General features: G+C 64.5%; 27 protein-coding genes. 15 read left to right on the top strand and 12 right to left on the bottom strand.

Annotated features, from left to right (window positions below):
- Positions 1-23 precede the first annotated feature (23 nt).
- The 3 genes from M1P90_RS21525 to galK form a co-directional block, all read right to left on the bottom strand.
- The gene (locus M1P90_RS21525) at positions 24-1,307 is read right to left on the bottom strand and encodes a sensor histidine kinase (protein ID WP_483697412.1); all 1,284 of its coding nucleotides are present in this window, start codon (positions 1,305-1,307) and stop codon (positions 24-26) included.
- Positions 1,308-1,502: 195 nt separating this feature from the next.
- A complete protein-coding gene (locus tag M1P90_RS21520; RefSeq protein WP_483697410.1) occupies positions 1,503-2,192 on the bottom strand; it encodes a response regulator in 690 nt (229 codons plus the stop codon).
- Between the two features lie 99 nt (positions 2,193-2,291).
- Complete coding sequence (galK, locus tag M1P90_RS21515) at positions 2,292-3,458, bottom strand: galactokinase (RefSeq protein WP_483697408.1); 1,167 nt, start codon at positions 3,456-3,458, stop codon at positions 2,292-2,294.
- A gap of 202 nt (positions 3,459-3,660) precedes the next feature.
- Between galK and M1P90_RS21510 the strand changes: the two genes are divergently transcribed.
- From M1P90_RS21510 to M1P90_RS21490, 5 genes are all read left to right on the top strand, one after another.
- On the top strand, positions 3,661-4,764 hold the full coding sequence (locus M1P90_RS21510; RefSeq protein WP_483697406.1) for a glutaminyl-peptide cyclotransferase: 1,104 nt from the start codon (positions 3,661-3,663) through the stop codon (positions 4,762-4,764).
- 61 nt (positions 4,765-4,825) lie between these two features.
- A complete protein-coding gene (locus tag M1P90_RS21505; protein WP_483697405.1) occupies positions 4,826-5,788 on the top strand; it encodes an alpha/beta hydrolase in 963 nt (320 codons plus the stop codon).
- 95 nt (positions 5,789-5,883) lie between these two features.
- Positions 5,884-6,654 (top strand): tRNA (guanosine(37)-N1)-methyltransferase TrmD, encoded by a 771-nt coding sequence (gene trmD / locus M1P90_RS21500; RefSeq protein WP_483697403.1) that lies wholly within the window; start codon positions 5,884-5,886, stop codon positions 6,652-6,654.
- Between the two features lie 133 nt (positions 6,655-6,787).
- Positions 6,788-7,204 (top strand): bactofilin family protein, encoded by a 417-nt coding sequence (locus tag M1P90_RS21495; protein ID WP_483697401.1) that lies wholly within the window; start codon positions 6,788-6,790, stop codon positions 7,202-7,204.
- A gap of 9 nt (positions 7,205-7,213) precedes the next feature.
- A complete protein-coding gene (locus M1P90_RS21490) occupies positions 7,214-7,663 on the top strand; it encodes an FtsB family cell division protein (RefSeq protein ID WP_483697400.1) in 450 nt (149 codons plus the stop codon).
- Positions 7,664-7,823: 160 nt separating this feature from the next.
- Here M1P90_RS21490 and M1P90_RS21485 read toward each other — a convergent pair whose 3' ends face one another.
- Positions 7,824-8,294, bottom strand: a complete 471-nt coding sequence (locus M1P90_RS21485; protein ID WP_483697398.1) for a hypothetical protein — start codon at positions 8,292-8,294, stop codon at positions 7,824-7,826.
- 165 nt (positions 8,295-8,459) lie between these two features.
- Here M1P90_RS21485 and M1P90_RS21480 point away from each other — a divergent pair, with 165 nt between their 5' ends.
- Entirely contained in the window at positions 8,460-8,984 is a 525-nt protein-coding gene (locus M1P90_RS21480; RefSeq protein ID WP_483697396.1) for a DUF2085 domain-containing protein, read from the top strand.
- Positions 8,981-9,418: a hypothetical protein gene (locus tag M1P90_RS21475; RefSeq protein ID WP_483697394.1), complete on the top strand. Its 438-nt coding sequence runs from the start codon at positions 8,981-8,983 to the stop codon at positions 9,416-9,418. The genes M1P90_RS21480 and M1P90_RS21475 overlap by 4 nt, the downstream gene beginning before the upstream one ends.
- Before the next feature lie 161 nt (positions 9,419-9,579).
- On the opposite strand, the gene M1P90_RS21470 is transcribed toward M1P90_RS21475, so the two are convergent.
- Positions 9,580-9,888 carry a hypothetical protein gene (locus M1P90_RS21470; RefSeq protein ID WP_483697393.1) on the bottom strand — a complete coding sequence of 103 codons (309 nt, stop codon included), beginning with the start codon at positions 9,886-9,888 and terminating at the stop codon, positions 9,580-9,582.
- Between the two features lie 61 nt (positions 9,889-9,949).
- On the opposite strand from M1P90_RS21470, the gene M1P90_RS21465 reads away from it, so the two are divergent.
- On the top strand, positions 9,950-10,960 hold the full coding sequence (locus tag M1P90_RS21465) for a glycosyltransferase family 2 protein (RefSeq protein ID WP_483697391.1): 1,011 nt from the start codon (positions 9,950-9,952) through the stop codon (positions 10,958-10,960).
- A 52-nt stretch (positions 10,961-11,012) separates the two neighbouring features.
- Positions 11,013-11,762: a YesL family protein gene (locus tag M1P90_RS21460; protein WP_483697389.1), complete on the top strand. Its 750-nt coding sequence runs from the start codon at positions 11,013-11,015 to the stop codon at positions 11,760-11,762.
- Positions 11,763-11,861: 99 nt separating this feature from the next.
- Here M1P90_RS21460 and M1P90_RS21455 read toward each other — a convergent pair whose 3' ends face one another.
- Entirely contained in the window at positions 11,862-12,590 is a 729-nt protein-coding gene (locus tag M1P90_RS21455; protein WP_483697387.1) for an SDR family oxidoreductase, read from the bottom strand.
- A gap of 164 nt (positions 12,591-12,754) precedes the next feature.
- Here M1P90_RS21455 and M1P90_RS21450 point away from each other — a divergent pair, with 164 nt between their 5' ends.
- On the top strand, positions 12,755-13,753 hold the full coding sequence (locus M1P90_RS21450; protein WP_483697386.1) for a hypothetical protein: 999 nt from the start codon (positions 12,755-12,757) through the stop codon (positions 13,751-13,753).
- Positions 13,754-13,842: 89 nt separating this feature from the next.
- Here M1P90_RS21450 and M1P90_RS21445 read toward each other — a convergent pair whose 3' ends face one another.
- The 6 genes from M1P90_RS21445 to M1P90_RS21420 all read right to left on the bottom strand — a co-directional run bounded on the left by M1P90_RS21445 (position 13,843) and on the right by M1P90_RS21420 (position 18,921).
- Positions 13,843-14,331, bottom strand: a complete 489-nt coding sequence (locus M1P90_RS21445; RefSeq protein WP_483697384.1) for a hypothetical protein — start codon at positions 14,329-14,331, stop codon at positions 13,843-13,845.
- An 82-nt stretch (positions 14,332-14,413) separates the two neighbouring features.
- On the bottom strand, positions 14,414-15,553 hold the full coding sequence (sucC, locus tag M1P90_RS21440) for an ADP-forming succinate--CoA ligase subunit beta (protein WP_483697383.1): 1,140 nt from the start codon (positions 15,551-15,553) through the stop codon (positions 14,414-14,416).
- A 560-nt stretch (positions 15,554-16,113) separates the two neighbouring features.
- Positions 16,114-17,073 carry a phytanoyl-CoA dioxygenase family protein gene (locus M1P90_RS21435; protein ID WP_483697382.1) on the bottom strand — a complete coding sequence of 320 codons (960 nt, stop codon included), beginning with the start codon at positions 17,071-17,073 and terminating at the stop codon, positions 16,114-16,116.
- 273 nt (positions 17,074-17,346) lie between these two features.
- Positions 17,347-17,784 carry a hypothetical protein gene (locus M1P90_RS21430; RefSeq protein WP_483697380.1) on the bottom strand — a complete coding sequence of 146 codons (438 nt, stop codon included), beginning with the start codon at positions 17,782-17,784 and terminating at the stop codon, positions 17,347-17,349.
- Positions 17,785-17,826: 42 nt separating this feature from the next.
- Positions 17,827-18,039: a hypothetical protein gene (locus tag M1P90_RS21425; protein WP_483697378.1), complete on the bottom strand. Its 213-nt coding sequence runs from the start codon at positions 18,037-18,039 to the stop codon at positions 17,827-17,829.
- 3 nt (positions 18,040-18,042) lie between these two features.
- On the bottom strand, positions 18,043-18,921 hold the full coding sequence (locus tag M1P90_RS21420) for a class I SAM-dependent methyltransferase (RefSeq protein WP_483697376.1): 879 nt from the start codon (positions 18,919-18,921) through the stop codon (positions 18,043-18,045).
- Between the two features lie 284 nt (positions 18,922-19,205).
- Here M1P90_RS21420 and M1P90_RS21415 point away from each other — a divergent pair, with 284 nt between their 5' ends.
- The 5 genes from M1P90_RS21415 to M1P90_RS21395 all read left to right on the top strand — a co-directional run bounded on the left by M1P90_RS21415 (position 19,206) and on the right by M1P90_RS21395 (position 24,047).
- On the top strand, positions 19,206-19,577 hold the full coding sequence (locus M1P90_RS21415; protein WP_483697374.1) for a hypothetical protein: 372 nt from the start codon (positions 19,206-19,208) through the stop codon (positions 19,575-19,577).
- A 92-nt stretch (positions 19,578-19,669) separates the two neighbouring features.
- Positions 19,670-20,191, top strand: a complete 522-nt coding sequence (tsaE, locus tag M1P90_RS21410) for a tRNA (adenosine(37)-N6)-threonylcarbamoyltransferase complex ATPase subunit type 1 TsaE (RefSeq protein ID WP_483697372.1) — start codon at positions 19,670-19,672, stop codon at positions 20,189-20,191.
- Between the two features lie 2 nt (positions 20,192-20,193).
- Entirely contained in the window at positions 20,194-20,856 is a 663-nt protein-coding gene (tsaB, locus tag M1P90_RS21405; protein WP_483697370.1) for a tRNA (adenosine(37)-N6)-threonylcarbamoyltransferase complex dimerization subunit type 1 TsaB, read from the top strand.
- A 366-nt stretch (positions 20,857-21,222) separates the two neighbouring features.
- Positions 21,223-23,016: an aldehyde ferredoxin oxidoreductase family protein gene (locus M1P90_RS21400; protein WP_483697368.1), complete on the top strand. Its 1,794-nt coding sequence runs from the start codon at positions 21,223-21,225 to the stop codon at positions 23,014-23,016.
- A 77-nt stretch (positions 23,017-23,093) separates the two neighbouring features.
- Positions 23,094-24,047, top strand: a complete 954-nt coding sequence (locus tag M1P90_RS21395) for a PrsW family intramembrane metalloprotease (protein ID WP_483697366.1) — start codon at positions 23,094-23,096, stop codon at positions 24,045-24,047.
- The last annotated feature ends 3 nt before the right edge of the window (positions 24,048-24,050 follow it).

The following is a 24,050-nucleotide window of genomic DNA, read 5'->3' as shown; positions in this document are numbered from 1 at the left end:
GAAATCATAAATCGTAAATCGTTCTAGGCCAGGGGCAGCACCAGCGAGAAGGTTGAACCCACGCCTTCTTCGCTGGTGGCCCAGATACAGCCGCCATGCCCCTCGACCAGGTGCTTGGCAATTGCCAGGCCCAGGCCGGTGCCGCCAGCATTGCGTGTGCGCGCCCGGTCGACTTTGTAGAAGCGCTCGAATACGCGCGAAACGTCGGCGCGCGGGATGCCAATGCCGCTGTCGCTGACGCCGATCAGCATCCACTCGCCCGGGCCGAGCGGCTGCGGCAGCGACACGCTGGGCCGGCCCTGGCGCGCCAGCGGGGGCGTGCGCTGGCGGCGCTCTCCCGGCGGGTAGGGGTGTGGCTCGCCGCTCAGCCGCCGGTCGATATAGCCGACCTTAGGCGCATCCGGCCCAATTGCGATCACCGTTGCGCGAATGGTGATGCTGCCGCCAGCTGGTGTGAACTTCACGGCGTTATGCAGCAGGTTCAGCAGCACCTGCCCGACGCGCCCCGCATCCATCAGCACCGGCGGCAGCTCGTCGGGCACCTCGGTACCCACCTGGAGCGTTTTGCGCTCGGCCTGCGGGCGAATGCGCTCGATTGCGCGCGCGGCAACCCCCGGCAGCGACGTGGGCGCGAGTTTCAGCGCCACCCGCCCCGACTCGATCTGGGACAGCTCGTGCAGCTCGTCCACCAGCTGCGTCACCGCGTCCACTTCCTGCGCCATCTGGCTGAGCATGCGCTCGGCGATCTGCAGCGGCGGCCCCGACTGGAGTGTTTCGACCAGCAGCTTCACCGAGGCCAGCGGCGTGCGCAGCTCGTGCGAGACGTTGGCAACCATGTCTCGGCGGGCGCGTTCCAGCAGGTTGATCTGCGTGACATCGCGCACCAGCACGGCAACCCCGCGAAACTCCTCCGCGTCGATGCGGTTGGCGCGCAGGCGCAGCGTGCGCCCGCTTTGCAGCGGCTGCAGCACCAGCTCGCGCGCTTCGCCATCGCGCAGCACTTCCTGCGCCAGCGCGTCGGCCTGGTAGTCGCGCACCAGCGCGATCAGGCCCTGCCCGCCCTCATAGGGCTGCGGCACATCGAGCATGTGCGCGGCCTGCTGGTTCAGGTAGCGCACTTCGCGCTGCTGGTCGGCGATCAGCATACCAGCGTCGAGCGCGTCGGAGGCGATGCGAAACAAGGGCGAGAACAGCTCGGCGGGCGGCGCGGGGCTTTCCACAATTGTCAGGCGGCTGCGCCACAGCCAGAAGGCAATGCCGATTGTGGCGGCGAGGGCCAGCAGAAGCACAATTTCAAATAGTGTCATATTTAATCCGGTTGAACAATGATGCTGTACGCACTACAAAGCCAAAATAATGATAGTTCGCAGTGCGTAGTGCGTAGTTTGGTAAGCGAGCCCGGTAGGATAATTTCTTTCACGAACATACGCAAAAAAGGCACGAGCCAAGGCAGCCGGCTGCCCTCGATCTCGTGCCTCGCGATTGTTCGTCTCCTTGCCGCGCTACTGGGGCGGGATCTCAAAGCGGTAGCCAACGCCGCGCACCGTCTGGATGTAGGCCGGGCGGCCGGGGTCGGCTTCGACTTTTTCGCGCAGCCAGCGGATGTGCACGTCGACGGTGCGGCTGTCGCCGAGGAAGTCGTAGCCCCACACGCGCTCAAGCAGCACATCGCGCGAAAGGGCCATGCCGCGATTGCGGATCAGGCAGGTCAGCAGGTCGAATTCTTTCTGCGAGAGCGTCAGCTCGGCACCCGCGCGCCACGCCCGCCGCGACCCGGTATCCACGCGCAGCACACCTGCGTCGAGCACTTCGCGGCTGGCGGCTGGCTGGCGGTCGGTGCGGCGCATGATTGCGCGCACGCGTGCCAGCAGTTCGCCCAGGCTGAACGGCTTGGCGACATAGTCGTCGGCACCAAGCTCCAGCCCGGCAATGCGGTCGACTTCATCCTGGCGCGCGGTGAGCATCAGGATGGGCACATCGCTTTCCTGCCGCAGAATGCGGCAGACCGAGAAGCCGTCGAGGCGCGGGAGCATAATATCGAGGATGAGCAGGTCGGGCTGCTCGCGGCGGGCCAGCTCCAGGCCGTGCACGCCATCGGCAGCGGTGAGCACGCTGTAGCCTTCGCGCTCGAGATTGTAGCGGAGCGTTTCCGCCAGGGTCAGTTCGTCTTCGACGAGGAGGATGGTTGGCATAATGTGTTGTGAGAGAATGCAAACAGGGTCACGATGTTTGCATTCTACACTCCTGGGTTTAAAAGCATGTTAAGCGCGGATGAGATATCCGCAAGCTCCCTACTCGGGCACGGCCCGGCCAACGCCGTCGCTGGCCTGGCAAACATAAATGGTGGTGTTGCGGCCGGTGGCGGCGTTGAAGGCCGCGCCAACCTCCTGCTTGAAGCGCTCGACCGCGTCGTTCGCCACCAGGCTGACGGTGCAGCCGCCAAAGCCCGCCCCGGTCAGGCGCGAGCCATAGCAGCCCGGCACGGCCTGCGCCGCCGCTACCAGCGCGTCCATATCGGGAATGCTGACCTCGTAGTCGTCGCGCAGGCTGACGTGCGATTCGTTCATGAGTTTACCGAATGTGGTTACATCGCCCGCCTCCAGCGCGGCGGCACTGCGCACGGCCCGGTCGTCCTCGGTGACGACATGGCGGGCACGCGCGCGCACTGGCTCGGGCAGGTCGGCCTCGTGCTCCTCGAATTGCGCAACGCTGATATCGCGCAGCGCCAGGATTTTCGGGTACCACTGGCGGAAAATCTCGACCGCCTGGTTGCACTCGGCGCGGCGCTCGTTATAGGCCGAATTGTCGAGCCGGCGCTCGGTGTGGCTGTCGCACACCACGATCTGCACGTTGCGCGGCAGCGGCACCGGGCGGTAGTTCAGGTCGCGGCAATCGAGCAGCAGGGCGTGGTCGCGCTGGCCCAGCGCCGAGATGAACTGGTCCATAATGCCGCACTGCACGCCAACAAACGAGTTCTCGGCCCCTTGCGCCAGCAGCGCCAGCTCTTCGCCCAGAATATTGAGCCGGTTCAGCAGCTGGAAGGTATAGCCGGTGGCAACTTCCAGCGCCGCCGAGGACGAAAGGCCCGAGCCGCGCGGCACATCGCTGGTGATCAGCAGGTTCGCGCCGCCCAGCAGGTGCCCGGCGAACAGCAGGCCCTTCGCCACGCCGCGAATGTAGTTGCTCCACGGGTGCGCGTCGCTGCGCTCAATTGCGTCGCTGAGCGAAAATTCGTCTTCGTCGTTGAGATCGACCGCCACAATATGCACGCGGTCGTCGTCGCGCGGGCGGGCGGCCACGTAGGTGGCGCGGTCGATCGCGGCGGGGAAGACAAAGCCGTCGTTATAGTCGGTATGCTCGCCAATCAGGTTCACGCGGCCGGGCGCGCGCACCATCAGGTGCGGGTGGATTCCGTAGTGTTTTTCGAACTGAGCGCGAATGATATCGACATCAATCATGAGTGTGCTCGTGCTGAAGGGCGGACACAGTGCGGCGCAGGTGCGCCTGCTGGGCGCATTATAGCAGTATTCAGATGCGAGGAGTCAGCGGGCATATGCAATATGCCCGTGCGGCTCTCGCCCCTGCTTGCGCAATTGTGCGCGCTATGGTACATGGGGCGCGCCCAGGCGCTGGCCGGGTTTCGGAAGAAAGGAACGCCCGATGCGGCGAATGGCGCTTTCGCTCATGCTCACGCTGATGCTCACATCCTGTGGCGGCTCCGCCCCGACAGCCAGCGCGCCGCCCACGGCTCTGCCCAGCGCCGCGCCCGCCACCAGTGCTCCACCCGCTTTGCCCGCAACGCCCGCACCAACCGCGCTGCCCAGCCCGCCGCCCGCGCCTAGTGCTGTACCCGCCACATTCACGCCCAGCCCGCCGCCCGCAACGCTCGCGCCTACAATGACCGAGCCACCCTCTGCTACTGCCGCGCCTACCGAGCAGCCCGCTGCGGCAACGCCCGCGGCTGCGCCGCCGGCCGCCTTGTGCGTCGCGCCCGAGCAGATCGCGGCGAGCGCACAACTGCGCCCAACGCCTGCCGCGCCTGATACACGCACGGCGCCCGCGCCGGTTCCAACCTTTAGCTATCGCGTCGTAAACATCTACCCGCACGACCCAACGGCCTTCACCGAAGGGTTGCAATACGTCGACGGCCAGCTCTACGAAAGCACGGGCCTGAACGGGCATTCCGAGCTGCGGCGCGTGGATCTGGCGAGCGGTGCGACACAGCAGCGCTGCGCCCTGCCCGAGCAAGCCTTTGGCGAAGGGCTCACGGTGCTTGGCGGGATGATCTACCAGCTCACCTGGCAGAACGGCACCGGCATGGTCTACGACAGGGCCAGCTTCCAGTTCCTGCGCACGTTTCGCTACACGGGCGAGGGCTGGGGAATGACTACCGACGGCCAGCAGTTGATTACGAGCGATGGCACGCCAACGCTGCGCTGGCTCGACCCGGCCACGCTGCAGGAAACCGCCCATGTCGGTGTCTATGACGACCACGGGCCAGTGGAAAAGCTTAACGAGCTGGAATACGTCGATGGCGCGATTCTCGCAAATGTGTGGCAAACCGACCGCATCGCACGGATCGACCCGGCCAGCGGCGCGGTGACGGCCTGGATCGACCTGAGCGGCCTGCTCAGCGCGGCCGACCGCGCGCAGCCGGTGGATGTACTCAACGGCATCGCCTACGACGCCGCTGGCAAGCGCTTGTTCGTCACTGGCAAATACTGGCCGAAATTGTTCGAGATCGCGCTGGTGCCCACCCAATGACAGCGCTTTGTAATCGGGCGCATCTTCAGGGGCCAGCATAACTTATGCTACAATACGCGCCATGCACATAAAGCATCAGAATCACCAATTAGCCCTCCGGCCGCGCCATTTGGCCGGGCTTGCCGGGGCGGCCGCGCTTGGCGCGGCAGGCGTGGTGCTTGGCGCTGCCGCCTATGCCACCGCCCGCATCAACAATCGCCTCCCCGATGATTTCATGTCTGCCTACACCTTCTCGCCGTTTGAAACACGCGTTGAGGGCTACGAAGAAGTCTCCTTCCGCACCGCCGATGGCCTGCGCCTGACCGGCTGGTGGCTGCCGCACCCTGAGTCGCAGCGCGTGGTTGTGGGCCTGGCCGGGCATCGCAGCGCGAAATCCGACCTGCTGGGCATTGGCAGCGGGCTGTGGCGCGCCGGCAACAACGTGCTCTTGTTCGACTGGCGCTCGCGCGGCCAGAGCGACATTGCGCAGCACTCGCTCGCCTACTACGAGCTGCGCGACGCCGAAGCCGCGCTTGGGTATGCGCTTGGCCGCGTGCCGGGCGCGCGCGTGGGGCTGGTTGGCTTCTCAATGGGCGCGTCGGTGGCGATCCTGCTAGCCGCCCGCGACCCCCGCGTCGCCGCCGTGGTGGCCGATAGCCCCTTCACTGGCATTGCCGAGGTTGTGGCGCACGGCGTTGCGCAGTTGCACCTGCCCGCCCGCGTGGTGGTGCCCCTGGCCGACGCGCTGACTCGCTGGCGCTACGGCTACCGCTTTGGCGCGGTGCGCCCGGTCGAGGCGGTTGCCGCAATCAGCCCGCGCCCGCTGCTGCTCATCCACGGCTCAGCCGACTCGCTGATTCCCGTGTCGCACGTGCATGCCTTTTATGGCGCCGCACGCGAGCCGAAGGAGCGCTGGATCGTCGAGGGAATGGACCACTGTGGCGCGTATTTCGCCGACCGTGCGGCGTATGTCGCGCGCGTGAGCGAGTTTTTCGACCGGCACCTCGGCAGCGTCGAAAGCGATAGCCCCGAGCGAAATAGATGAGCCACCGAGAACACCGAGCTGAGAAACCAATCTCCGTGCTCTCTGTGCGCTCTGTGGCTAGCAATTCTTGCTTTCAACTTATAGATTCGGCATATATGCATTTCGATATTCTGACATTATTTCCCGGCATGTTTAGCGGGCCGCTCACCGAAAGCATTCTGAAACGCGCCGCTCAGGCCGGCACGATCAGCATTGCGCTGCACGACATTCGCGCCTACGCGACTGATCGCCACCATACCGCCGACGACTCGCCCTATGGCGGCGGCGCGGGCATGGTGATGAAGGCCGAGCCGCTGGCCGCCGCCCTGCGCGCCGTTCAGTCCGCGCCAGAAGCGCCCGAAGCGCCCGCACCGCGCACGCTCACCGTGCTGATGACGCCAGCCGGCGAACTGTTCAGCCAGCAAATCGCGCACGAGCTCGCCGAATATGACCGGCTGGTGCTGGTGTGCGGGCACTACGAAGGCATCGACGAGCGCGTGCGCGAAGCCCTGATCGACCGCGACCTGTCGATTGGCGATTATGTGCTTACCGGCGGCGAACTGGCCGCAATGGTGATTGTGGACGCAGTGGCGCGGCTGGTGCCCGGCGTGATCGACGCCGAGTCGGTTGGCGAAGAATCGCACAGCGGCGGGCTGCTGGAATACCCGCACTACACGCGCCCTGCCGTGTGGGAAGGCCGCGAGGTGCCGGCGGTGCTGCTTTCCGGCCACCACGGCGAAGTGGCGCGCTGGCGGCGGCGCGAGCAGCTGCGCCGCACGCTCGAACGCCGGCCCGATCTGCTGGCCCACGCCGAGCTTAATCCGACAGACCGTAGCTACCTTCAAACGCTTGGATGGGCGCCGAAAGAGCCACATGAACTTGCTTGAACCTACAACGTCTTATATAATTGCCGGTGCGGCTGCGGTCGTAGCGGTATTCTTGCTGATCTTCTGGGTCCGACGGTCGCCCGGCCCGCCACCACGCTCCTTCTCCTCCAGCCGGGACAACATAGGAGGTCCAATGTTCGGGAACAAAAAACCGCAAGCAGCAGCGCCAGCCGCCATGAATGGCCGGCCAGAAACAGTGATTGGCGCGAACACCAATATTGTGGGCACCCTCAAATCCGATGGCAATATTCGCATTGATGGCACGGTTGAAGGCGATATCGAAATTCTCGGCAACCTGATCATTGGCGAAACTGGCCGCGTGATCGCCACCATTAAGGCGCAGAACGTGCATGTTTCGGGCGCTGTCAAGGGTGAAATTACCGCAGTCGAGCAGCTTGAGATTTCGCCAACCGGCAAAATCTGGGGCGATATCACCACTGCCGCGCTGCATATCGAGCCGGGTGGGCTGTTCCGCGGGCAAAGCGCCATGTCGACAAACATCGACGAGCCGCTGCTGCTGGAAGCGCCGCGCACCAGCCGCGCCGAGTAAGGCAACCTCATGCGACGCACTGCTCCACGCCGGGGTTCGGCCAACGCCGAAGCCAAGAATATGCGTCCCCCGCAACTTGGCCGCTCGGGCGTGCGCGTGGTGACGATCGGCCTGATCATCCTCTCGCTGTGGACACTTTCGGGCTTTGTGGGCCAGATCCTCACCAGCGCGCAAATGCAGCGCAGCCAGGCCGAGGTGCGCGCGCAAAACGCCCAGCTTGCCACCGAAAACGCCACCCTTGCCACGCAGGTGGCCGATTCGCAATCGCCCGCCTATGCCGAGCGCATCCTGCGCGAGCAGCGCGGCTACGCCCGCGAAGGCGACACCGTTATCCTGCCGAGCTTCCCGCAGGTTACGCCCACATCTGCCCAGGCGGCTGCCACGCCCGTCCCCACGGCTGTGCCGGTGCCAAACTGGCAGCGCTGGGGCGCGGCGCTCTTCCCGCCCGATCAACAGTAGGCGGTGGTGGGGATAGGGTTTGGGGTTTTGGGTATGGGGTGAGGGCCTCCGCTAACGAACACAACAAAGGGGCGAGTGATATGCTCACTCGCCCCTTTGGTATGTTCGATCGTTATTCAGAACCCTGACTTCTGTACCCCGACTCCTGACCCCTGCGCCTTTACAGCCGCGTTGTATCGCCCGTGGCCGAACGATCAGCCGAGGCAACCGGGGCGGCTGATTGCTGCGGGGCGATCGGCGCGGGGTAAACCGTGCTGATCTGCACCTGCTGCACAGGGGTGCTGCTCGCGGGGCGCGCCGCCGAGCGGCTGCTGAAACGGCTGCCCAGCTGCTGCACCGCCGCGTCGATCTGGCCTTCGCGGCCGCGCGCCAGGAAGCTCGCGCCAGCAACGAACAGAATGCCCGGCCACACAAAGTGCAGCATGAACAGCAGCGCCAAACCGACGCACCACAGCCCGGCCTGAACGCCCTCGGCCATGCGGCCCATTGCGCGGCGCTGGCGATACGCAACCACGCCGCCAGCCAGCAGCGCGCCGGGCAGCAGCAGCGCCCACAGGTTCAGCCACCACACCAGGCCAAGCGCGATCAGAAAAACACCAGCCACAACCGGCGGCTGCTTGTTGATATTCATTGCTGTGCTCCTTATCTATCGAGTGCATCCCACGGGCGGGATGTGCATCTGCCCGTATGACGTTGGCGGCCCGGGGAATGTTGCGGTATCATAGGCGAACATCCGCCAGCCTGCGGCGGCGCGTACTTATGCGCACATGCCGCATTCTTGTGCAGAAAAGAAGCAATGACAACACTTTCGAGGCCCTTGCCGCGCGCGCTGAACTGGCGCGGAATCGTAGCCGATGCCGTGCTGGTTGCCCTGCTGAGCGGGCCGCTGGCCGCGCCCCTCCTGCAAGCCTGGGGATTGCTGGTGCCGCGCACGGTCGCAGGAATTATCTACACCATGGGCAGCTTTGTCTGCCCGCAGCCCGCCATGGGCGTGCCGCTCGCCGGGGGCGCAATCATGGCGGTGTGCATGCGCTGCTATGGCACCGTGCTGGGTTTGCTGCTCACCCGCCTGTGGTACGCCGCCGATGGAGGAGCGAGTCGTGCCTGGCTGCCGCAGTACGGCCTGCGCGCCCTGCCAGTGTTCGCGCTGCTGATCTTCGCGTATGCGGCTGAGTTTGCCGGGCAGGTCTTTGGCCTGTGGGGCTTCAGCAACACCGTCACCACGCTGGCGGGGCTGGTGACGGGCGTGGGCCTGGGTTTGATGTTCCACCCAATTTTGCAGGGCCGCGCCGACTGGCTGCGCGAAGCGGTGCGCCGATGAAGAATCGCGCCTTTGCGATTGGCCTGTTTGCGCTGCTGACGCTGGCCGAAATTGGCGATCTGGCCGGCCTGATTGTGACGCTGGGTGACCCCGCGCCCGCCGCTGCGCAGCTGGGCATTTCCCCGCGCGCCGAAACGATCCGCGCGATCATTCTGCTGGCCTTTGCGCTGATAATTGCCCTGAACAGCGCGATTGCGCTGCTGGGCGCGCTGCTGCGCCACGCGCTGATGGTGCAGTTTGGCGCGCTGATGGCGGGCGTGGGCCTGGTGCTCTACGGCCTGTACCAGATCGGGAGCGCGTTGTTTCAGCACGGCCAGCTGCTGTATGCTGGCGTCGGCGCGATCTACCTGGCGCTGGCGGCGCTGGCGTTTCGCTTTGCGCGCTCAGGCGCGCCGCGCGCCGCACCCGCCCAGCCCAAGCCAGAAGCGGGGTAAGAGACCGCATTCACCACGAAGACACGAAGATTTGGAAGTACGTGCTATGTAGAACGCACGCTTCGTTGCCAGTAGTTGGTAGTCGTTGGTCGGTGGTCGCGCGTTGGACGACCGACAACTAAACATCGACCACTCGGTGGTCAGTAGTCGGTCGTCGGTGGTCATACCTGCAGCATCCCGTCAATGAGTTGCAGCAGCGCCGGCAGAAAGCGCGGATCGCCGCCGCGCCGCAGCGGGCGCATGCTGGCCGAAAGATGCGCGCTGCCGGTGCCAGCGGGGCTAATGCGCAGGGTGATCTCGCTGGCCGGCGCAAGCCAGCCCTGCCCCGCGCGCGCCACAATCAGCCCGCGCTCGACATCGTGGCGCTCGATGCGCGCCTGCATGGTGCCGAGCGCCGTCAGGCACGCGCCAAACAGGGCGTGCGGCTCGGCGCGGTAACTGCGCTCGATGGTCCCAGGAATAGTGTTCATTGCGTCCTCGTCATGCTGTCGCCGCCATGATAGCACGGCCAGCCGCCCTGCCGAAACACCCATGCAAACCCCATCCATTTCCGCCATTATTGTGAGCTGGAACGGCATGCGCCACCTGCCGGACTGCCTGGCCGCGCTCGTTCCGCAGCTGCCCGCCGACGCCGAGCTGGTGCTGGTCGACAACGGCTCCAGCGATGGCATGCCGGCCTGGGCGCGGGCGAACTATCCAGCAGCGCGCGTGCTGCCATTGCGGCAGAACCTGGGCTTTGCGGGTGGCGTCAATGCCGGGCTGCGTGTGGCCCTGGGTGAACTCCTGTTGCTGATCAACGACGACGCTTTTGCCGAGCCGGGCTGCATTTTTGCGCTGCTGGAAGCCATGCGCGCGAACCCGGCGCCCGGCGCGGCCAGCGGCACGCTCGTGTTCAATCATCGCCCTGAGCTGGTGGCGGCGGCTGGCATTCGCGTGCGCCGCGACGGGCTTGCGCTCGATCTGTGGACGGGCCAGACGGTGGCCGAACTGCCTGCCGCACCACAGCCGGCCTTTGGGGCGAGCGGCGGCCTTGCGCTGTACCGGCGCGCCATGCTCGACGACACTGGCGTGCTGGAGGCGGGTTTCTTCAACTACCTGGAAGACGCCGATCTGGCCTGGCGTGCACGTTTGCGTGGCTGGGAAACGCTGGCGGTGCCGCAGGCACGCGCTCGCCACGTCTACTCGGCCACGTCGGGGCAGGGCTCGCCCTTCAAGCAGCGCCTGCTGGGGCGCAACCGCCTGCGCACGATCGTGCGCTGCTTCCCCGCCGAAGAGCTGCCGCGCGCGCTGCCGGCTATTCTCGCCTACGACACAATGGCGGCGGGCTATGGCCTGGCCACGCGCAACCGCGCCATGCTGGCCGGCCGCTGGGAGGCATTGCGCGAGTTACCAACACTGCTGGCGCAGCGGCGCGTGATTCAGGCGCGGCGCACGGCCCCGCGTGGCGCGTTCGCCCGTTGGCTCGAAGCGGTGCCGCCGCCCTGGCAGACCCTGCGCGAGCAGCGGCGGCTCGACGCCATCCTGCGGGAGCGGGCGGCCTAAGCAGCGACTCATGCTATAATTGCGGCTCCAAAACCATCGCGCGGAGACGACAATGAATATTTTCCGAACCTTCTGGCGAGCAGTACGTGAAATGCTCGATGAGATGTTTATTCTCTTCATCACCAATCTGCTCTGGTGCCTGATCAACCTGCCACTGATTTTCTGCGTTGTGGTGGTGGTGCTGAGCGCCTCGCCCGTGATGCTGCTGGTGTCGCTGCTGGTGGCGCTGGTGTCGTTTGGGCCATCCAACGCCGGTCTGTTCACGATTGCGCAGCGCATCACCGAGGGGCGCACCTCTTCGTGGCGCGATTTCATTGCGGGCATGCGCAGCTACGCGCGCCTGAGCTGGAAGGTCTATGGCCTGTGGGTCGTTGGCCTGGGCCTGATCATCTTCAACCTGCAGTTTTATAACATGAATGGCTCGTCGCTCGCCGCGCTGCTGTCGGTGGTTTTCCTCTACCTGCTGCTGGTCTGGTGCGCGCTGCTGATCTACCTCGGCCCGCTCATGCTGTTGCAGGAAGACAAGCGCGTGCGCACGATTGCGCGCAACGCCGCGCTGATGGTGTTTGGCCGGCCAGTGTTTACGCTCGGCACGCTGGTGCTGATGATCATCATCACAGTCACATCGATCTGGCTGCCGATTCTGGCCTTCGCTATTTCCTTCGCCTTTCTCGCGCTGTGGGGCTTCCGCGCCACGCTCACGCTTATTGCCGAGGCCGAAGCGCGCCAGGAAAAGCTCGCCGCAGCCGGCAATGCGCCCGCCGCAAAAGGGCGTGGCGGCCAGGTGCGCCCGCGCGAGTAAGCTGCCAATTGCTTGTTCACAGATTACGCAGATTACGCAGACAGCAAAATCTGTGTCATCTGTGTAATCTGTGGATGTTCTTTCCCCATACCCTAGCCCCTAAATAAGGCGCTGCCCGCCATCCACCGGCAGAATCACGCCGGTGATGTAGTCGGCGCTGGCGAGAAATGCCACCGCTCGCGCAATATCCTCCGCGCTGCCCACCCGCCCGAGCAGGGTGCTGCGCGCGGCCTTCTTCACATCTTCCTCGGAGGATGATTCGGGCAGCAGCACCGGGCCGGGCGCGACCGCGTTCACGCGCACATCGGGCGCAAGGTCTTTCGCCAGCGCCTCGGTGAGCGTCACCACCGCGCCTTTGCTCACCAGGTAGGGTGTGTAGTTGCGCCAGGGCCGCAGCGCGCCCACGTCGGCAATATTCACAATCGCGCCACGCGCCGCGCGCAGGGCCGGGGCGGCGCGCTGCGACACGAAAAACGCGCCGCGCACATTGGTGGCGATCAGCTCGTCCCAGCGCTCGGCGGTGACGCTGCCAAGCGGCGTTTTGCCCCAGATGCCCGAATTATTTACCAGCAGGTCGAGCCCACCCCAGCGCTTCAGCGCAGCATCGGCCACGCGCTCGGCCTCCCTGGTTTTGGCGAGATCGCCCTGGACGCTGCCGGCCTCGCCAGCCAGCGCGGCCAGCTCTTCCACCACCGTCTGCGCCTCGTCGGCCGAGCTGTGGTAGTGAATCATCACGTGTGCGCCGTGCCGCGCCAACTCGGTAGCGATAGCGCGCCCCAGCCGCTGCGCGCCGCCCGTCACCAGCACCTTTGCGCCTTGTAGCTCCATAGTTTCCTCGTCAGTAATGGCTTTTCTTTCCCTGCCAAAAGAGCAAGATCGACGCCAGTGCGATGTTGCTCGCGCTTTTCTCCCCGATTCCTCAGGCCATTCTCATCATTCTGTGCTATAACAGTGCGCGGAGGACTTCACTTCCTAACAGAAGGGTTTGCGATATGAAACGACTGATTGTTGCCGCGCTGGCGGCGCTGCTGCTCACGGTAGCAGCGGCCCCATCGGCGCAGGCAGCCACCGAGCCGGGGAGCGTGTTCCCCGAGAATGGGACGCAGGGCACGCGCTTTGTGTTCCTGGCGAACGGTTTTGCGGCCGGCGAAGGACTGAGCGCCTGGGCCAACACGCCCGATGGCCGCGCGGTTGAGTACGACACTGGCATATTGAAGAACGCCGTCTCCGACGGCAGCGTATCGTGGAGCTGGGTTGCGCCAGTGGGCATACAGACCGGCACATGGCAGTTTGTGGTGCAGGGCCGCAGCAGTGGTACTGTGCGCCTGTTCACCTTTGGCATCAACCCGCCGGCCGATGCCGCGCCCAGTGCGGATTATAACGTCCAGCCCAGCAGCGGGAACCCTGGCCAGATCTTCGGCTTCTACGCCACCGGCTTCACCGAGGGCGAGAGCGTGTCGGCGTGGGTGCGCGCGCCCGACGGCAGCGACTCCAAGACGCCAGTGACGTTTGACGGCAAGGCCCACACGGGCGGGCGCGTCGATGGCAGCTGGGTTTCGCCCGCTGATACCACGCAATATGGCACCTGGCAGATCGTGCTGAAGGGTGCCGATAGCGGCGTGGAGGTCGCGCTGCCCGCGACGATTAACGCGCCCGCCACGCAGCCCACCCTTGCGCCGACCGTCAGCCCGGCGGTGGGCCGGCCCGGCAGCACCTTCCTGTTCAAAATGGGCGGCTTCCAGCCTGGCGAGGTGCTGAGCACCTGGGCGAACGTGCCCGACGGCACGGTGCTGCCGATCGACAACGATACCTTTAAGCCCAACATTCGCGACCTGAAGGATTGGGAATGGCGCGCCGGGGCCGATGGCAGCATAGGCTTTAGCTGGGCGGTGCCGGCCAACGCGCCGCTTGGCACCTGGCAGATTGTGGTGCAGGGCCGCACCAGCGGCGCGGTGCAGGTTGCGAGCTTCCAGGTGATCGCGGGCAGCTAGCAGAAAATCGTCCGCGTTCTATTGATCTTGCAAGCTATCGCGAAGGGAACGAGCATTCGTTGCTCGTTCTCTTGTTATGCAACTTTTGCTTACTGAACACGAATGCTGCTGACAATACCTTCGGTGGTTGGCGTGGGGGTGAGCGAGTCCTTACGTACTACAGTCTCAGTATCGCTGACCTCAAGGTATAAGCTATCATAACCACCTGCTAGACCTTCTCCCCCTTGATGAATAATTGCCCCAGCTTGAATAAATTGTTCACCAGGCTGTACAAGCTGAACTTGGATTTCATATATTTGCGATGTATTCTTTTGGATTTTCACTTTTTGGCGTACTTGGCCATTTGTGATTACTACTCCAGATGGAAGATAAAAGACTACCTCAGCATCGGAACCATCAACAATTGAATCGACTGTAGCACGTAACGTTAAGTTACCACCCAAAGCTGGAAGAGGGCCATGGTCAAGCTTTACATGTATAAAGTTAGCTGTCGATGATGTGCCACATCCGGCAGCCAGCAGCAACAGCAAAAGCAAACCGGTTACGATATGCCCGATTGATGGATGATAACGAGTCATGGGGTACCTCGGCTGTCATTGCAACAAAAGGACGAAAGGCACAGCGCCCTTCGTCCTCGGTCATTCGTCCTTCGTCGGTGGCTTAGCGCGCGCGTGCAGCGGCCACGGCCTTCTGCGCGGCGTCGGCCAGGCTGTCGGCGGGAATGAGCACCGACTCGGCCAGCAGCTTGCGGCCGGCCTCTTCGTTGGTGCCCACCAGGCGCGCAACCATCGGCACGTCGGTCTTCACCTCGTCGAGCGCGGCAATAATGCCCTTCGCCACTTCGTCCACGCGCGTGATGCCGCCAAAGATATTGAACATCACCGCCTTGACGTTCGGGTCGGCCAGGATGATCTGCAGCGCGGCCTTCACCTTGTCTTTGCCCGCGCCGCCGCCAATGTCGAGGAAGTTGGCCGGCTCGCCGCCGTACAGCTTCACCACGTCCATGGTCGCCATCGCCAGGCCCGCGCCATTCACCATGCAGCCAATATCGCCGTCGAGCTTGATAAAAGTGATGCCCGCCTCGCGTGCCTGCCGCTCAGCCTCGGGCTCGTCGGACGAGTCGCGCATGGCCTCAAGGTCGGCGTGGCGGAACAGCGCCGAGTCGTCCAGCACGATCTTCGAGTCGAGCGCCTGCAATGCGCCACCCGGCAGAATCACCAGCGGGTTGATCTCGGCCAGGCTGGCGTCGGTGTCCATATACGCCTTGAACAGCGCGGTGGCGATGCTGGCGAACTGGCGCGCCTGCTTGCCGTCGGTCAGGCCGATGCCAAAGGCCAGCTCGCGCGCCTGGAAGGGCTGCAGGCCCAGCGTAGGGTCGGCGGCCACTTTCACAATTGCGTCGGGGTTGGTTTTGGCAACTTCCTCAATTTCCACGCCGCCTTCCGAGGACGCCATTAGCACAATCCGCTTGCTGGCGCGGTCCATCACCACGCCGAGGTAGATTTCTTTCTCGTAGGTGATTGCGTCGGCCACCAGCACCTTCTCAACCGTCAGGCCCTTGATGTCCATGCCCAGGATCTGCCCCGCAACCTGCTCGGCCTGCTCGGGCGTGTCGGCCAGCTTCACGCCGCCAGCCTTGCCGCGCCCGCCCACAAACACCTGCGCCTTCACTACCACCCGGCCGCCGATCTGCTCGGCAATTGCGCGGGCCTCGGCGGGCGTGCTGGCCACACCGCCGCCAGTGACGGGGATTCCATATTTCTCCAGAATATCGCGCGCCTGGTATTCGTGCAGTTTCATGCGTGTTCCTTCTTTTCGCCGGGCGGATGCTGCCGGAATGGTAGCACGTTCATCAGGGGGCGTCAAAATCTCAAAATTCATCCACAGATTACGCAGATTACGCAGATGAGAGACCTCATATCTGCGTAATCTGCGTAATCTGTGGATATATCTCGCGCACTTTTCAACGTTGACATGGCCCTGATAGTAGCGCGTGCCAGTTACAGCGCGGTTCGTTTGAGAAATTTGATGCCAGTGTCGTGGACGGCGCCGTGCTGCATGCCCCCGCCGTGCTAGAATGCCTTTGCGGGGGCAGGGGTCTTGGGTCAGGAGTATTGTTTCTTCCTATCCCTGCGCACTACGCACCACTCCAGCTACCCCTTCGTGCCTTCGTGGCAAACGTTTCTAGAGTGCGCGCTGCCCGCCGCCCCGCAGGTGCGCCACTACGGCGCGCTTGGCTGGCTGCCCACCGAAGTGGCCTGGCGCCGCGATTTGCTTGATTAGATTGACGAAAGACGAAGGACGACTGACCAACGTTCGCTTCTTGGTCATTCGTCCTTCGTCCTTCGTCTTTGGTAATGTTACGCCTTCAGGGCGCGCAGTGCATCGCCGGCGCTGCAGTACGAGCCGCGCATATGCACCACATGCGCAATCCTCAGCTCGGCCGCCTCGTCGCCGCTGCTGTCCGGGCGAAACTCGGGCGCAACCTGCCAGTCGAACTGCTCGGCGTCGGGGAAGGCGGCGCGATGGCGTGCCAAACCCAGCGGCACCAGCCGCATCCGCCGGTCGATCCACTCGCGATCCCACGGCCCATCCTCGAGAATTTCTTCGGCCGCGCGGAACTCGTAGTAGATTGTGCGGCGCAGCGCATTGCCCAGCGTGCGCGCCGAGCCGTGCACCACCATCACGTCATGCAGCAGCACGTCGCCCGGCTCCATCTCCACGTCAATCGCGCCCGGATGATCCCAGCCGTGCTCGGTCGCAATTGCGCAGACATCGTGGCGGTGGGTTTGCGAGCGCGGCAGCACGCGCAGCGCGCCCGCGCCAGCACGTGAACTGTCGAGGTACAGGTCGAAGTTGAAGATACGGTAGCCGCGCGGGTGCACGGCGTCCTGATGCCAGGGAATCGCCTCGCCGTCGCCTTCCTGCTTGAATACCATCGACTCGTAGGTCGGCACGAAGTTCGGGCCGCACATGCTCTCGGCCACGCCCAGCATCTGCGGGCTGCCCAGCAGCTCCAGCGAGGCGGGCTGCTCTTTGTTGTGCAGGTAGTTCACGCGGAACATCACGCGCCCGCCCGGCCGGTCGGCAAACACAAAATCGTCGCGGCCCGGGTCGCTGCCCTCCGCGCCCATTCCCGCGTCGATCCAGGCGTCGCCGGCGGCGCGCAGGCGTGCCAGCAGCGCGGGCGGGATCCACTGGCGCAGCACCAGGTAGCCGTGTTCATCGAAAAAGTGGATCTGCTCGGGCGAAAGGTGGTTGGGCGAGGCTGGTGTGGCGGCGGGTGGCGGGAAGGGCGTGGCAATCGCATCGGCGCGCATGGCAGCTCCTTTGCTTATGGGGGGAAATAAACCACGAAGACACGAAGTGCTCTGGAAAATAAATTTCCCTGTACTCAGCTTCCAGGAAGCTCAAGCCAGTTTTCTTTCAACCTGGTAGCCAGATGAGCTTCCTGGAAGCTTGCCCGTTGTATGAAATAACGCATTTTCCAGAATACGAAGACATGAGAAAGAAACAATTGCCGTTGGCGAAAGGCATTTGGCGCTTTACAGCAACGAGCAGATCAATGGAGCAACAGAACCACCGTTTCTGGCTTACTCTGTGTGCTCTGTGGCTGAATCATTCTGCCCTCGTTTCTCCTGCGGCCTTGAATTCCAACTGCGGTCTTGCTCGGCGGGCGGCGCTTCTGTGATTGCCGATTCGGCTTCTTCCGCAGCAGTTTCTTCTGCGCCATTGCGGGCGGGCTGCGGGGCGTCCAGGCCAGTCCAGTCGCTGTTCAGCTCGCGGAGAAACAGGTTCTGGCGCGGCGGGCCGAGCATGCCTGTAGCTTGCTCGTCGGGATCGGGCGGGCGCTGCTGGCGCTTGCGGCGCGCGCTGAAAACAAGCTGCGCCACAATCAGCACCACGCCAGCCAGCAGCAGCGCCAGCGCCTGCACGCTCCCCGCCAATTCGGCAGTCCACGCATGCACTGCCAAAGCCAGCAACGCCGCGCTGGAGCCGATCAGCACACTTTCGATCACATCGTCACGCATACATCGTCACGGCCCGCAGCGCGTGCGGGCGCGGCCACGTTCTTATTGCACACGCTCGCGCGCGGCGGGCTGCTCTTCTTCCGGGCGCACCTCGCGCCCCTGGCTAAGGGTATAGGTGCCAAAATCCTGATGCACTGGCCGCTGCGACTCGCGCACTATCACCCCCAGCTTCAGCAGCGCAAAAAATACGCCCAGGCCCAGCACAACGAATGCAATCGAGGCGCACAGCGCCACCAACAAAAATGAAGCGATCATATCCTATTCCTCACCGGCCGCGCGCTCCCACCAGAGCACAGCGGCGTGGCTGGGCTGCTGGCGCGGGGCCAGCTGCCCATCGTTGTCGCGGTCGAGCAGCTCGCCCATCGCGGCAGCCAGCGCCTGATTCGTCGCGGCGTTGTTCGGCAGGCGCAAGCGCCAGCGCAGATCGGCCAGCGCCTCGCCCTCGTTCGCATAGCTGAAGCGATTGAGCATGGGTACGCGTGCCAGCTGCGCCGGGATGCCAAGCTGATACAGCGCGTTCAGGCATTCGAGCGCTCCCGGCAGCGGCAGCCGCGCCTCGCCGCGCAGCCGTTCCCAGAATGGGCCAACGAACGACGACGGGTGGCGAAACGAGAGCAGCACAAAGCCGGCGCGGCGCGCCGAATCGTACATGGCGCGCAGAAATGGCCCGACTTCACCTACAGCGTAAAGCACGTGCGCGGCAATCGCCACATCGCAGGGCGGGATGCCGTCGGCCGGCCAGCTCGTGTCGTGTATTTGCACATTCGCCAGGCCCGCCTCGGCCACGCGCCCCGCCAGGTGTTCGCGCATCGCCGCCGAAGGCTCCAGCGCGTGGACCTCTGCCACTGCCGCCGCCAGGGTTGGCTCGTAGCGCCCACTGCCCGCGCCAATATCGAGCACGCGATCGGTGGGGCGCAGGCGTGGCAGCACAAAGCGCATAAAGCCGTCGGGCTGCTGGCCGCGCTGGGCGGCCGCCGCAAAGCGCGAAGCCTGCCCGGCCCAGCAGTCGTTGCGGGTTTCGGGCGCGGGCGGCGGGAACTGCTCGGCCTGCGCCCGCTCGCGGTCGTACATATCGTGCCAGATCGCCAGCCAGTCGTAGCCGCCGGCTGCAATGCCTGGTTGTTCGGTTACGTTCATTATTGCGCCTAACTGTTGCTGCTGTTCCTGAAGAATTATACCTCAGGTGAACAGGTGCTGGCGGCGCGAACTGTTGTGTGAACAGCCGATTGTCTGTGCTTCGCCTGCATCACGGTACGCATGGGTCTAGTAGGCGCGCTTGTTTCATGATATACTGGCTGCAACCCAGGTTTTTGCCAAGAGTATCGCGCCCCGCCCGCGCCTGTGTCAGCGTTTTGTTTGCGCGCAGATACTACGATTATGCGTACCATCTGTGCATCGATTTTCGCAATCGTGAGGCGAGAATGGCTGTGAAACCCACCACGCGCGAACTGTGCGCGCTTGCTCGCAAGGCCGGCTACGAGGTGATGGAAGCCGCTCAGCTGCGCCCGAATCGCTGGTCGTTGCTGCTGCGCAACCCGGCTGGGACGCTGCTGCTTGTGCTGGCGCAGGCCCGCCCGCTGATCACCGCCGCCGATGTGCAGGATCTGGCCGATCTGGTGCGGCTGCGCCCCGCCGTGCATGGCGTGCTGCTCGCGCTCGACGGCGCATTCAGCCCGGCTGCGCAGCGCACCTTTGCCGAGCTGGCGAATGAGCGCCTGCACCTGGCCAGCAGCCTGCCCCCGGCGGTTGCCGCCACGCTGCCGGCTGGCGCGGCGCTGCAAGCTGGCAGCTAGGGCATAGTCACCACCCCCATTCCCATGCCCTAACCCCTGCGCTGAAAGCGCACTGGGCGTGGCGGAGCGGCAGTTGTGCTACAATACCGCCCATGAGCAAGCCGATTTCGCACGCCGTTCAATCCCAGCATGTGCTGGATATTATTTCGCACAATGTCGCGCAAACCATCCGGCTCGGCCAGCGCCTCGGCGAGCTGCTGCGCCCCGGCGACCTCATTCTGCTGCTGGGCGATTTTGGCACCGGCAAAACCCACCTGATTAAAGGCATTGCGCAGGGGCTTGGCTCGACCGACATGGTGAACAGCCCCAGCTTTGTGCTGATCAACGAATACCGCGCCGGCCCGCAGCACGGCCGCATGCCAATTTTTCACGCCGACCTGTATCGCATTGAAGACGCCGACGAGCTGGTTGGCATTGGCCTGGAAGAAGCCTGGGCCGGCGATGGCGTGTGCCTGGTCGAGTGGGCCGAGCAGGCCGGCGGGCGCATTCCCAGCGAACACCTGGCAATCCACCTTCAGCACCTGGCCGAAACCAAGCGTACCCTGCGCATGGTGCCGCATGGCGCGCGCTACGAGGCGCTGGTGGCCGAATTCAAGAAAACAGCGTTTGCATAGCTATGTTACTAGCCATCGATACATCAACAGTTCAAACGGGCCTGGCCTGCTACGACGAGCAGGGCGTGCTGGGCGAGTGCGTCTGGCATTCTGGCCGCGACCACAGTGCCCAGCTGCTGCCCCAGCTCACCTTGCTGCTGCGGCACCTGGGCCGCCCGCGCAGCGACATTCGCGCAGTGGGCGTGGCGCTGGGGCCTGGCAGCTGGAGCGGCCTGCGCGTGGGCATGAGCGCCGCCAAGGGTCTGGCGCTGGCGCTGGGTTTGCCGCTGGTGGGCGTGGGCACGCTCGACGCGCTGCTCTACCAGTTCGCGCAGCCCGGCGCGACCACCGTGCCGATCATCCGCCTGGGCCGCGAGCGCTTTGCCACCGGTCAGCCCGATCAGGCGGGCGTGCTGGAGCCGCGCAATGTCACGCTGGCCGAGCTGTGCGCCGAAACAACTGGCCGCGCGCTATTCTGCGGCGATGTGGATGCGACTATGCAGGCGGAATTGCGCGAGAAGCTGGGCAAGCGCGCGCTGTTTCCCACGCCCGCCGCCCGCATTCGCCGCCCTGCCTTTCTGGCCGATCTGGCCTGGCAGCGCTGGCAAGCCGGTGCCGTGGCCGACATCGCCACGCTCGAGCCGATCTACCTGGGCGAGGCGGTGAAAGCGCGCCCGCAAGCCTGAGCGCCGCTGGGCGTCTGCGGGTTGAAGGTTTTCAGGTTGCGGGTTGCGACGGCGACCGCAAGAACAAACCGCAAAGAGCGCGAAGAGCGCAAAGAATAGGTTTGAAGGTTGCGGGTTGCAGGCTCAATCCCAAAACCCCAGACCCTAGACCCTCTACGGTTGCAGGTTATTGCCGATTGCCTGCTGCCCACTGGTCGGTTCTCGGTTCTGCGGTTTGGGCGTATAGCAATACGCCCTTCGGCGCTTCTGGCTGTACGAGAAGCTATCGCACGCTTGCTGTTGTGCAATTGCCGTTGATTTGAACAGATCTATGCGGTACAATCTGGCTGGCATTTGCGCCAACCTGCCTTGAGCAAAGGTCAAATTATGCCGCTCCGCATCCTGCGGGTTGCCCTCGATACGCAAGAAACGCACGTTGAGGAACTTCCCGCCGAAATCGAGCAGCTTGTGCTTGGCGGCCGCGGTGCCGCCACCTGGTGGCTGACGCATCGCCTGCCGCCAAATACTGGCCCCCTTTCTCCCGCTAACCCCCTGATCTTCAGCGTCGGCACGCTCGCCGGCATGGGTCTGCCCGCCACTGGCGGCTTCGTTGTCAGCACGCGCTCGCCACTCACCCGCCTGATCGCGCACTCGTGGGGGCATGGTGGCTGGGGCAATGCCCTGCGGCGCGCTGGCTTCGATCTGCTGGTGCTCGAAGGGCAGGCCAGCGCGTGGTGCGTGCTTCAGATCGACAATGGCACGGTGCAGTTCCTGCCGGCCGACGCCGTGGCGGGCAGCGATACGCGCGCGACCAACCAGCAACTCCTGGAACAGCTGGGCGAAGAGTATCGTGTCGCGTGCCTCGGGCCGGCGGGCGAGGCTGGCGTGGCCTATGCTGGCATCGTCGCGGAAGGTGCCCACATCGCCGAGCCGGCCGGCACTGGCGCGATCATGGCGCACAAGCGCGTGAAAGCGATAGCGGTGCGTGGCATGGGCCAGCGCGCCCCCGCCGACGCCGAGCGCGTTGCGGCGGTATTTGCGGGCATCGAGCGGCGTATTGCCGCCAGCGAACTTGCCACCGGCATCCGCCAGTTCGGCAGCCTGTTCTACAGCGATCATGCCGCCGAGTGGGGCGCGCTGACCGGCCGCAATGGTCAGGAAGGGCGTATCCCGCACCTGGCAGCGCTTGGCCGTGTCGCGTTCGGGCAGCGCGGCAAGCGCGTGCCAATTGGCTGCGACGACAGCCCGATGCCGTGTAGCAGCAGCTATATCAAGCGGAGCGGCGAGCCAATGGCTTTCCCGAACCTCGAAGCGCTGGCTGGCTTTGGCGGCTGGTGTGGCATTGCGAACATCGACTCGGTGATTTTCGCGTACGACCTGTGTCTGCGCCTGGGGATCGACCCGGTGGCGGCCAGCGCGGCGATTGGCTTTATGATGGAATGCCAGCAGCGCGGCCTCAATCGCTCGGGCACGCTGCCCTGGGGCGACGACGATGCCGTGCTGCTGGCGCTTGAGCGGCTGAGCCAGCGCCAGGAAAAGCGCGATGTGCTTTCGTTGGGCGTTGGCGAAATGAAGGAAATTTTCTTCGGCAGCGAAAATTTCGCGCCGCAGGTAAAGAACATGGCCATGCCCGCGATTGATCCCCGCGCCATGCACGAGATCGCGCTGGCAATGGCGGCCTCGCCCATTGGCGGCGATTACCGCTACGCCATGGCCTACGAAGAGTTGCTGGCCGAACCGCCGGCATGGCTGCCCGACGAACCTTCGCACCCGCAGGCGATCAAAGGCAAGGCTGTGCGCCTGATCTGGCACGAACGCTTTGCCGCCGCGCTTGACGCAGCCGGTTTCTGCCGGCGGCTGGCATTGCTGGCCTACCAGGTCATGCCTACCGAGCTGACTGAGCTGATTGGCGCGGCGCTTGGGCGCACGTTTACCAGCGGCGAACTGGCACGCCTCGGCGAGCGGATTGTGACACTGGAGCGTTTGTTCGCCCGGCGCGACGGCGTGCCCGACACCCTGCCCGCCCGCTGGCTCGAAACCCCGCTCAGCGAAGGGCGCGCCTCGGGCCACCTGCCCGCGCTCGACGACCTGCTGGGCGAGTATTATCGCCGCCACGGCTGGAACCAGGAAGGCGACCCCACGCCCGAGCGCCTGCGCGAGCTTGGGCTGGCCACTGATTGACAAGGAGGCGGGCAAGCGGAGGATGAGGAGACACGCCGCCCCACCACCTTTTCTCCTTGCTCCTTTGGCCAATATTTATGGTTGCCGCGATTCTCGCTGCCGCTATTCCCACAGCGGTATACAGCGTTTTGATCTGGTGGCTCGATCGCTACGAAAAAGAGCCGCTCTGGCTCATTGCCGTTGCGTTTGTGTGGGGCTCGCTGCCGGCAATTGGCATCTCGATTGTGTTCGAAATCGTGCTCGAAATCCCGCTGGCCGCCTCGCCGGTGGGGCCGAATGTGGCAGCGTGGGGCATTTCGCCACTGGTCGAGGAACCGATCAAGGCGCTGGCGCTGGTGGCCCTGTTTCTGTTTATGCGCCGCGAATTCGATGGCGTGCTCGATGGGATTGTCTACGGCTCGCTGGTGGGTTTCGGCTTCTCAATGACCGAAAACCTGCTGTATTTCCTCCACTACCCCAGCAACCTCGGCGCGCTGTTCTGGGTGCGCAGTATTTTCTTCGGGCTGAACCACGCTTTTTTCACCAGTCTGGTTGGCATGGCGCTGGGCGCGGTGCGTTTCCGGCCCGAGCGCGCGCTGCGCTTTAGCGCGCTGAGTATCGGCCTGGCAATGGCAATTCTGTTCCACGCCCTGCATAACTTTGCCACGCGCTTTCAGCTGCCGGGATTGTTCGCCTCGTGGCTGGTGCAGTCGAGTGGCGTGCTGGTGGTGCTGGCGATTGCGATCCTGGCCTGGCGCAACGAGCGCCGCTGGATCGAGCAGGAATTGCGCGAAGAAGTGAGCGAGGGCGTGCTTTCCGAGGATGAGTATGCCGAGATCAGCGAGCCTGGGCTGCGCGTGCGCCGCCAGTTTCACGCCCTGCTTGCGGGCGGCTGGGGCAGCTTCCAGCAGGTGCGGCGCTTTCACCACCTTGCCACCAAGCTGGCATTTTGTAAAACGCAGCTGCAAATGGCCGACCAACGCCACACCTGCGATGATCGCGACCGGCTGCGCGCCCAGATAGTGGCGCTGCGGCGCGTGATGGCGGAATGATGC

The organism is Kouleothrix sp. 19917 (assembly GCF_057073505.1).
This window is presented reverse-complemented; position numbering and strand designations above follow the sequence as displayed.